Source organism: Escherichia sp. TW14182 (genome assembly GCF_000208525.1).
GTDB lineage: Bacteria > Pseudomonadota > Gammaproteobacteria > Enterobacterales > Enterobacteriaceae > Escherichia > Escherichia ruysiae.
Genome location: NZ_AEJZ01000348.1, coordinates 1 through 9,419 on the forward strand (window position 1 = coordinate 1; position 9,419 = coordinate 9,419).

At 43.4% G+C, this 9,419-nt stretch carries 12 protein-coding genes and 2 pseudogenes; 6 read left to right on the forward strand and 8 right to left on the reverse strand.

All coding sequences use genetic code 11. From position 1 onward, the window contains the following. The first annotated feature begins 27 nt into the window (after positions 1 to 27). Positions 28 to 425 (forward strand): annotated as a pseudogene (locus EQY_RS0121425) (transposase). Positions 426 to 535: 110 nt separating this feature from the next. Here EQY_RS0121425 and EQY_RS0121430 read toward each other — a convergent pair. Both EQY_RS0121430 and EQY_RS0121435 read right to left on the reverse strand, forming a co-directional pair. Next, positions 536 to 1,252 (reverse strand): YebC/PmpR family DNA-binding transcriptional regulator, encoded by a 717-nt coding sequence (locus EQY_RS0121430; protein ID WP_000532931.1) that lies wholly within the window; start codon positions 1,250 to 1,252, stop codon positions 536 to 538. Positions 1,253 to 1,560: 308 nt separating this feature from the next. Further along, entirely contained in the window at positions 1,561 to 1,890 is a 330-nt protein-coding gene (locus EQY_RS0121435) for a YkgJ family cysteine cluster protein (protein WP_010345776.1), read from the reverse strand. A gap of 879 nt (positions 1,891 to 2,769) precedes the next feature. Between EQY_RS0121435 and pdeG the strand changes: the two genes are divergently transcribed. Then, entirely contained in the window at positions 2,770 to 4,293 is a 1,524-nt protein-coding gene (gene pdeG, locus EQY_RS0121440) for a cyclic di-3',5'-guanosine monophosphate phosphodiesterase PdeG (protein ID WP_001246514.1), read from the forward strand. 171 nt (positions 4,294 to 4,464) lie between these two features. Beyond that, on the forward strand, positions 4,465 to 4,683 hold the full coding sequence (gene ymgF / locus EQY_RS0121445; protein ID WP_001043535.1) for a cell division-associated protein YmgF: 219 nt from the start codon (positions 4,465 to 4,467) through the stop codon (positions 4,681 to 4,683). 306 nt (positions 4,684 to 4,989) lie between these two features. Here the strand turns inward: ymgF and EQY_RS0121450 are convergent, their stop codons facing one another. The 6 genes from EQY_RS0121450 to minC all read right to left on the reverse strand — a co-directional run bounded on the left by EQY_RS0121450 (position 4,990) and on the right by minC (position 8,075). After that, complete coding sequence (locus EQY_RS0121450) at positions 4,990 to 5,325, reverse strand: YmgD family protein (protein ID WP_000979974.1); 336 nt, start codon at positions 5,323 to 5,325, stop codon at positions 4,990 to 4,992. A 3-nt stretch (positions 5,326 to 5,328) separates the two neighbouring features. Beyond that, the gene (locus tag EQY_RS0121455; RefSeq protein ID WP_000730702.1) at positions 5,329 to 5,673 is read right to left on the reverse strand and encodes a YMGG-like glycine zipper-containing protein; all 345 of its coding nucleotides are present in this window, start codon (positions 5,671 to 5,673) and stop codon (positions 5,329 to 5,331) included. A gap of 1 nt (position 5,674) precedes the next feature. Continuing rightward, positions 5,675 to 5,827 carry a hypothetical protein gene (locus tag EQY_RS27500; RefSeq protein ID WP_370906317.1) on the reverse strand — a complete coding sequence of 51 codons (153 nt, stop codon included), beginning with the start codon at positions 5,825 to 5,827 and terminating at the stop codon, positions 5,675 to 5,677. 446 nt (positions 5,828 to 6,273) lie between these two features. Further along, positions 6,274 to 6,540 (reverse strand): cell division topological specificity factor MinE, encoded by a 267-nt coding sequence (minE, locus tag EQY_RS0121465; RefSeq protein WP_001185665.1) that lies wholly within the window; start codon positions 6,538 to 6,540, stop codon positions 6,274 to 6,276. Between the two features lie 3 nt (positions 6,541 to 6,543). After that, positions 6,544 to 7,356 (reverse strand): septum site-determining protein MinD, encoded by an 813-nt coding sequence (gene minD, locus EQY_RS0121470; protein ID WP_000101043.1) that lies wholly within the window; start codon positions 7,354 to 7,356, stop codon positions 6,544 to 6,546. A 23-nt stretch (positions 7,357 to 7,379) separates the two neighbouring features. Beyond that, positions 7,380 to 8,075, reverse strand: a complete 696-nt coding sequence (minC, locus tag EQY_RS0121475; protein WP_010345785.1) for a septum site-determining protein MinC — start codon at positions 8,073 to 8,075, stop codon at positions 7,380 to 7,382. A 128-nt stretch (positions 8,076 to 8,203) separates the two neighbouring features. Here minC and EQY_RS0121480 point away from each other — a divergent pair, with 128 nt between their 5' ends. The 3 genes and pseudogenes from EQY_RS0121480 to EQY_RS26995 all read left to right on the forward strand — a co-directional run. Then, entirely contained in the window at positions 8,204 to 8,497 is a 294-nt protein-coding gene (locus EQY_RS0121480; RefSeq protein WP_001516252.1) for a YcgL domain-containing protein, read from the forward strand. A 71-nt stretch (positions 8,498 to 8,568) separates the two neighbouring features. Then, positions 8,569 to 9,228 (forward strand): fumarylacetoacetate hydrolase family protein, encoded by a 660-nt coding sequence (locus EQY_RS0121485; RefSeq protein WP_000284293.1) that lies wholly within the window; start codon positions 8,569 to 8,571, stop codon positions 9,226 to 9,228. Positions 9,229 to 9,320: 92 nt separating this feature from the next. Further along, positions 9,321 to 9,392, forward strand: a pseudogene (locus tag EQY_RS26995) (YcgN family cysteine cluster protein); the annotation flags it as partial. Positions 9,393 to 9,419: the final 27 nt, after the last annotated feature.

A 9,419-nucleotide genomic window follows, 5' to 3' on the forward strand; every position in this document is an offset into this window, starting at 1 on the left:
CTGTGGCCAGTTTTTGTTGACCACTACATATCGATAATCAGACGGTACAAGAAGCTGAGGACGTTTCCTTTACTGATATGCAGTTGCGCCAGTGCGATGTTGCTGCACTCGATGCGAAATACACAAAGGAGTTAGCCGTTGCGAAAGCAGAATGCTGTGTATGTGGAGAACCCGTCGAAAATGAGCGTATCGAGGTTTATGGGCTATCTGAAGGGTAAACGCAGTCTGATGCTCTATGAGCATTTAGAGATCTAAAATTCAAATACAGGAACAGGGATTTTTAGTGTAGGAGTTATTATTTAGATACGCTGGGTAAGAACACAGCAAAGATACAAGAATATATAAAGCACCAGCTCGAAGAAGATAAAATTGGCGAACAATTATTGAACCCATATCCAGGCAACTCGTTTACGGGTCGTAAGTAACAAAGTTGAATGCAAATGTTAGATCATATGCACCAGTTAGGGCGCGGCTGGAAACAGAGCCTTATAGGTGCATCTGAAAAACCTCCGGCATAGCCGGAGGATATTTATAATTAGAGATTAGCAACGTTATGATATACTTTTTGGACATCATCGTCATCTTCAAGGGCATCAACAAGCCCTTCAAAGATTTCTAAATCTTCTGGTGAAAGTTCTACTTCTGATTGAGCAATCAACTCTAATTCTGTTGTTGAAAACTCAGTAATTCCAGCGGCTTTTAGAGCTGCAATTCCTTTGTGAAGATCTGTAGGTTCAGTATAAATAACGATGCTTCCTTCTTCTTCAGTCACATCACGAACATCTACTTCAGCATCAAGCAAAATTTCAAAAATATGGTCAGGATTTGTTCCTTTAAATACAATCACACCAGTATTGTCAAACATATAGCTGACAGAACCTGCTGCTCCAATATTCCCGCCTTTTTTATTGAAAATTGTGCGAATATTAGCAATTGTACGATTAACATTTGAAGTCAACGTTTCAGCGATAATCATTGAACCATTTGGTCCAAAGCCTTCATAACGCCCTTGTACGAACGTTTCATCTCCGCCACCTTTGGCTTTATCAATGGCTTTATCAATAACGTGTTTTGGAACTTGTGCCTGCTTCGCACGTTCAATAACGAATTTTAAAGATGTGTTTAATTCTGGGTCTGGTTCACCTTGTTTAGCGGCAGCATAGATTTCCACACCGAATTTTGCATATACTTTAGACGTTGCACCGTCTTTAGCCGTTTTTTTAGCAACAATATTGGCCCATTTACGTCCCACTGGAATGATCTCCTCGAAATTTATTTACATTACTGACAAGTTGATAACCTGTGTTTATTCGCCATATTATAACATAACACGAAAAAACTCGTCTATGAAAAATAAAATATGATAATGCTACAGACGTACTTTAATTTTATCAATGATCTTAATTATTGATGGGGTGTTATATGATTTATTTTGGTTTTTTTGTATTTATTATTAATGGATTAACCGCGACAGTAATGTCGCGGCATAGTTAGTTTCGCTACCTGAATATATTGTTGAGGATGGCGATCGTATGGAGCTAATTAAACTTGAAAAAGCTTTTAAATTGGAGGTAGTCCATATTTAGCTCGAGCGCGATTACATGCCTCATTAATTTCTCCATGCTCGCCTGACATGGCGAATTCTCTACATGTGGAAGAGCGGTTTTTATATATTGTGCAGCAGGCGTTTTTTCCAGGCGTTCCTGCCAGGGCAATACAGCGTGGGTTCTTCTGGTTAGTTCCGCGCATACATCGGTGGTAAGGGGATATCTGCTCAGTAAGATGAGCCGGTATGGTTCCGCCTGCATCATCAGCTTCGGCCCAGTAAAAAGAGACGCGGAAAAATGCACAACAGGCACCACACGCCATGCATGGATTCAGATTGCTCATAATTCACCAGTACTTCTATATAAATATCACAACAAAACCGCAGACACGTCGTATAAAGGCGCGTGCCTGCGGCAGGCTGGCGAACTTTCTATAGTGCGAGTATTGAATGATTACCAGCCGTTATCAATTTTACATATCTATTTAGATATGACCAGACAAGTTGAATACAAACAGGAAGAGTTAATCTTTACAATTTGTAACATTGAGTTAGTGAAAAGAAAATGCCTTACGTAACCAGAATTCGCATTATATGGTTTCTATAGCCTGACTTGCTAAATAAGAATATATCGCTCTCTTTCTTATTCTAACTGGTTATAGATGTTATCAGAAAAAGTTATTTCGCTGGTTTTTAAGAGTATAAAAAATCCACGTTTGACTTGTGCAACTTATATTACTGCTATCGATTCTTCACATTCCTTCCAGTGATATTGCTGTATATAATGGAGCTGATTTTGGATGCCGCTATTGATGGATACCGTTTGTTATGAGCAGGTGTCGTGTGCTGTTGAAGAAAAAGCTGGGTCGCGTAGAGTAACAATTTGCACTGCCTTACCTCGGTATAACCTTTACTGTCCCCATCGACGTTGTACCAGTTCAGCATATCCTTACTCATTGATACAGTTAAGTATTAAAGGATGAGTACACAGAGAACGTTGCCTACCCAATATTCTTGTTCTGGTTTGTTGCTCAATCGTCTTCTCTGTCCTGGGGGCAGTCAATTAACGCTCACTTGAGATTTTTATCCAACATTGAAGGTATTACGGCATAGTGGGGTAAAATTTCATCAAGAACGTGGATATTTCTGATTCTCTCTACCATGCTCTCTGTAGACGCCAGATTGAGCGAATGAACAGAGAATAATGGTCCTGGGACACGCGAATGCGCAATACACTTATCCCCATCCTCGTTGCGGTGTGCCTGTTTATTACTGGCGTCTCTATTTTGAATATTCAGCTCTGGTATTCCGCAAAAGCAGAGAGCCTGGCGGGGGCGAAGTACGCCGCCAACAACATTAATCATATTCTTGAGGAAGCGTCACAGGCGACTCAAACGGCGATGGAAATTGCAGGGAAAAGGTGCGATCTGGATGAACAATATCAGCTAGGTACAGAGGCCGCGCTGAAACCCCATCTGCGGACGATCATCATTCTCAAACAAGGTGCTGTCTGGTGTACATCGCTGCCGGGTAATCGGGTACTGCTATCCCGTATTCCTGAGATACCAGACAGTAATTTGCTGTTGGCTCCGGCGCTCGACACTGTAAATAGATTACCCATTCTGCTCTATCAGATTCAGTTCGCTGATACGCGTATCCTGGTGACTATTAGCGACCAGCATATCCGTGGGGCGCTCCATGTGCCGTTGAAGGGGGTGAAATATAGTTTGCGCGTGGGGGATAATATTATTGGGCCGTCGGGAGATGTGACAACTCTCAATGGCAGACATCAACTTTCTGGACGGGTTAACTCCACTGAATATCATTTCAGTATTATCTATAACCAGCCGCCGCTATTTAGCTTTACCAGAATGATCGACAAAGGCTTGGGTATTTTGATATTCAGCCTTTTAATATCCTGTTCCGCTGCCTTTTTACTTGATAAATATTTCAATAAGACAGACACACCTGAAGAGATTCTGCGTAGGGCGATAAGCAATGGTGAGATTGTGCCTTTTTACCAACCGGTAGTTAATGGTCGGGAAGGGACGTTACGCGGCGTAGAAGTTCTTGCCCGATGGAAACATCCTCGTGGAGGATATATTTCACCTGTAGCATTTATTCCACTTGCTGAAAAATCAGGATTGATAGTTTCGCTCACCCAAAGTTTGATGAGTCAGGTCGCCACACAAATGAACGCGATCGCCAGTAAACTGCCGGAAGGATTTCATGTTGGGATCAATTTTAGCGCCTCGCATATTATTTCGCCGACATTTGTTGAAGAATGTCTGAAATACCGCGACAGCTTCACTCGCCATGATTTGAATCTCGTTCTTGAAGTTACTGAGCGTGAAGCGTTACATGTTGATGAAAATTTGGTTCAGCGATTGAACATTCTGCATGAAAATGGTTTTGTTATCGCGCTGGATGATTTTGGTACGGGCTACTCAGGGCTTTCTTATCTCCATGATCTGCACATCGATTATATTAAGATTGATCACAGTTTCGTCGGTCGGGTCAATGCAGATCCTGATTCCACCCGAATTCTGGACTGTGTGCTGGATCTGGCGCGCAAACTTTCTATCAGTATTGTCGCCGAAGGCGTCGAGACGAAGGAGCAGCTCGACTATTTGAACCAGAATAATATTACGTTCCAGCAAGGGTACTATTTCTATAAACCGGTGACGTATATTGAACTCGTCAAAATTATTCTCTCAAAACCGAAGGTGAAAGTGGTTGTTGAGTGAATATTGCACTAATTGATATAGCATGATGATATTTGGCTGAAAATTGATCAGCAAGGCGATGAAATGGTGCAATTGTAGACAGGTAATTAGCTCGTTGCTTCTTGTTACTATTGTTCATTCTTTTGTTTGCTATAATTGTCTGAAGATTTTGTCAGGATCACCGTAAGTAGCATGAACAAAAGTAATAGCCTGGATTATTTCACTTTGTATATCATCTTTTCCATTGCGTTTATGCTGATCTCCATCCTGATTATCCTGATCGCCAAACCCAGCATCTGGCTAGGAGAAGTGCTTGTTACCATAAATTTAATCAATGCACTGGTTTGGCTGGTAATCAATTTGCTTAACCGGTTAAGAGAGAAGCTGGTAAGCCAAAGGGATCAGCATTAACCCTTCTTTTAAATACGTTTTGACAATTTGGGCTGACAGGATATTTGATCAGAAATGCTTATAAATCCAATCAGTAGATGATTAATCTTTGAAACTGGAAAAACTGGTCAGGTTTAGTTTTGGGAAAATTACTCTGCGGTGAGGCGGGGGTATACGGATATGATTGCAGTAAAATAGTTTTTGATACAGTGAAAACTGACGGAATAAACTAAAGCCAAATACTAACACTTCATTTTTGTTTATAAGCACATCCATCCGCTAAAAATATACCGCGTCGAATAAATCGACGCGGTACTACATTAACAATTATTTTTTGCCGATGGCACGCATGGTGTCATCAATTGCGGTAATTAACAGCATTTGCGGATCTTTAGCACAAACCTGATTCAGTTTTTCTACCACTTTGGCACTCAGTTCTGGAGATTGCTCAATTTTTAAATCACGGCTAGTAACGCTGGCATTACCCATTACAGCGACGATATCTGCAACCTGTGCGCTGTCAGTTTTTGCCATTTCGTTGGCTTCTGCGCAAGTAATGTAGGTTTCTGCCGGCAGGCCGTTCTTAATATTATAATCCTGCGCCCAGGTCATTGGTGCGAAAACAAACAGTCCAGCCAGTAAAGCAAATTTTTTCATCATCATACCTTATTTCATTTTACCCAGAATGGCACCACCTGTACCACCAATCACAGCACCTTTAATCGCGCCTTCCAGACCATTGCCGGTCAGGACGCCAGTGACTGCGCCAACGGCCGCACCTACTTTTGCGCCTTTACGGGCATTTTTACCATCGCGACCTTTTTCAGTGACTGCGCCAACACCTGCACCTACAGCAGCGCCTTTCAGTACGCCATTTACACCATTGCCAGTCAGTAAGCCTACGCCTGCGCCTAACAATGCGCCTTTAGTGGTGCGATTCATATCCGCCATGGCTGGCGTGGAGCAGAGTAATATTGAGATGAGCCCGAAGGCGAGTGTTTTTTTCTTCAACTTAGATGTCCGGTATTAAGTAAGTTGCACACACAATAATTTCGTCTTCAATTAAGAGCAGCTTAACTAAAGAACGCTCGATATTATTCAGATCATTCAAAATGAGCGCGGTTTGTATAATAAGAGTTATGTTTTTCGCTTGAATGGGAATAATCTTAAATAAGAATTAACTCATTGATTTTGAATATTTTATTCAAGAAATGTCATCAAGTGTTAACATTGCATTGCAAAGGTAAGGCAATCTGAAATATCAATGTTATTGTGTAATTTATATGTGAACAATATTTATCAGAAAACGTAATGTCAGTGATTTTATTCTGGTGGCGATAATGTGAATTAGTTGCGACTTAATTTGACGCTGGAGCTTGAATGGGGAGTGTTACCGTTTATACAAAACAGGAGGTAATTCCCATTTCCTGTACTAACAACGCAGCAACCAAATGAGCGAACTCAACGGAGGGAAGGGGGCTGTGCCTGGACGCCGATGACAACATTACTTAATAGCGAACCGGGGAAGAGAAAAATTTAACCAGGGTGTAATCTGACAGATACCTGTATAAATAACCGGTAACTGTCAGATCGGACCTGAGCTAATACAGCTTATTTCAGCTCTTCTGCTTCCGGCAGGGTCACGTTCAACTCAAGAATGGAAATATCACCATCTTTTTGCTCAAGCTGTACGGTCACCATCTCGGGATCGATTTGTACGTATTTACAAATGACCTCAAGAATATCTTTACGCAACTGGGGCAGATAGTGTGGTTCTGCATCGCTGCGACGGCGTTCAGCAACAATAATTTGCAACCGCTCTTTTGCAATGTTGGCCGTGTTTTTCTTCCGTGAGAGAAAGAAATCGAGTAATGCCATAACTTATCCTCCGAACAAGCGTTTGAGGAAGCCTTTCTTCTCTTCTTCAATGAAGCGGAAAGGACGTTCTTCTCCCAACAGACGTTCTACGGTATCAGCGTAGGCTTTACCCGCATCGGCGTTGATATCGAGAATAACCGGTTCCCCCTGGTTAGAGGCGCGCAATACTGATTGATCCTCTGGGATCACGCCGACGAGCTTGATGCGCAGGATCTCCAGCACGTCTTCCATGCTCAACATGTCTCCTTTATGCACGCGACCAGGGTTATAGCGCGTTAACAGCAGGTGCTCTTTTATGGGTTCTTCGCCGTTTTCTGCGCGACGTGATTTCGACGCCAGAATACCTAAAATACGGTCAGAGTCACGCACTGAGGAGACTTCCGGGTTGGTGGTAATAATGGCCTCATCAGCGAAATAAAGAGCCATTAATGCACCGGTTTCAATACCCGCCGGTGAGTCACAAACGATAAACTCAAAGTCCATTGCTTTCAGGTCATCAAGAACTTTGGCCACCCCTTCGCGGGTGAGGGCATCTTTATCGCGAGTTTGCGAAGCTGGGAGAATATAGAGGTTATCAGTACGCTTATCCTTAATTAACGCCTGATTTAGCGTTGCATCGCCCTGAATGACGTTGACGAAATCGTAAACGACCCGGCGCTCGCAACCCATAATCAGGTCGAGATTACGCAAGCCGATATCAAAATCGATCACGACAGTTTTCTTTCCCTTCTGGGCCAAACCAGTGGCGATGGCCGCGCTGGAGGTTGTCTTTCCAACGCCCCCTTTCCCCGAAGTAACAACAATAATGCGTGCCATAAAAATTCCTTGTTAAAAAGGGATCAATTTAACGATTGAACGGTCAAAGCGTTTTCGACTAATTGCAGTCGTGCCGCTTTGCCATAAAATTCTGCTGGGATTTTATCACTCAGCCAGTATTCACCGGCGATAGAGACCAGTTCTGCCATCAGACTCGTACAAAATATTTGTGCTTCCCGGTCACCACTTGCCCCGGCTAGCGCACGACCGCGCATCATGCCATAGACATGAATGTTACCATCTGCGATCAATTCTGCCCCTGCACTAACATGGCTTGTAACAATCAGATCACATTGTGGCGCATAAATGCGCTGACCGGAACGTACAGGGGTATCTATTAAGCGCGTTTTTGTGTCCGGTGTTGTATTTTTCGCAGGAACCTGGGGAGCCGGTGCTGGACGTGGCGCTTTTTCCTTTCCTTCAGTCAGGATTGGCAACCCCATCTTTTCGATTTCAGCTTTCAGCTTCGCATTTTTGCAGCCACTGACACCAATGATCCGCAAGCCTGTTGCTGAGATAGCTTTGTGCATTGCTGGCCAGTTGACCTGTTCTTCGAGGCCACTGACATTGAGTACGATGGGAGCATGATTTAAAAATGCCGGAGCCTGAGCGATTTTGTCTTCCAGCGCCTGATGAATAACCTTAGGTTCTGCCTCATGCAGATGAACCACAGATAAGGTGAAGCTGCTACCTTTAAGCTCGATTGGCGTGTTTGACATCCTGGCCTTACTCAATTAGCTAATTACCATCATCATCAGCGTGCGATGATATTACGAAGACTATAAGGCATGTTATAGTCTGGATTATATTGAGGCAAGTCACCCCCCCATTTATTCAGAGTAAAATTATGTTTTGTGTGATCTATCGAAGTAGTAAACGTGACCAGACCTATTTATATGTTGAAAAAAAAGACGACTTTTCACGTGTTCCAGAGGAGCTGATGAAAGGTTTTGGTCAACCGCAACTTGCGATGATTCTTCCATTGGACGGGAGAAAAAAACTGGTAAATGCCGATATTGAGAAAGTTAAACAGGCCTTAGCTGAGCATGGCTATTATCTTCAATTGCCACCTCCTCCTGAGGATTTGCTGAAGCAACATCTTTCTGTGATGGCGAAAAATACAGACAGCACTAAAAAATAACCAATATCCGGCGGTGGCATCATATTTGTCGGAGCGGGTTTTAAGATCCACGATGAAGTGAGAGGAACGTTATGTATCAACATCACAACTGGCAAGGTGCACTGCTGGATTATCCGGTGAGTAAAGTAGTTTGTGTTGGCAGTAATTATGCCAGACATATTAAAGAGATGGGGAGTGAAGTACCTGAAGAGCCCGTGTTGTTCATTAAACCTGAAACGGCACTGTGCGATCTGCGCCAGCCATTGGCTATTCCCTCAGATTTCGGCGCGGTTCATCATGAAGTAGAACTGGCTGTGTTGATTGGCGCGACGCTACGTCAGGCTACGGAAGAGCATGTGCGCAAAGCCATTGCAGGTTACGGCGTGGCGCTCGATCTGACATTACGTGATATTCAGGCAAAAATGAAGAAAGCCGGGCAGCCGTGGGAAAAGGCCAAAGCGTTTGATAACTCTTGTCCTCTTTCCGGGTTTATTCCTGCCGCAGAGTTCACTGGCGATCCGCAAAATACATCGCTGGGTCTGAGCGTTAACGGCGAACAACGCCAACAAGGTACGACTGCGGACATGATCCATAAAATCGTTCCGCTGATTGCTTATATGAGCAAGTTTTTTACCCTCAAGGCCGGTGACGTTGTGTTAACAGGCACGCCTGATGGTGTCGGCCCGCTATACAGTGGCGATGAACTGACTGTTACTTTCGATGGTCATTCTTTGACAACTCGCGTTTTGTAATACTTTTTTGCCGCCTGAATGAGGCGGCAAAACTTGCATCGCTGTGCCAGACTGGTTATAAGGTGCGTTTTAACGTAATGGCGGAACACCTGATGAGCGATATACCTTTCTGGCAAAGTAAAACCCTTGATGAAATGAGCGATGCAGAATGGGAGTCGTTGTGTGGGTGATGCTGCCAACTTACTGATTTA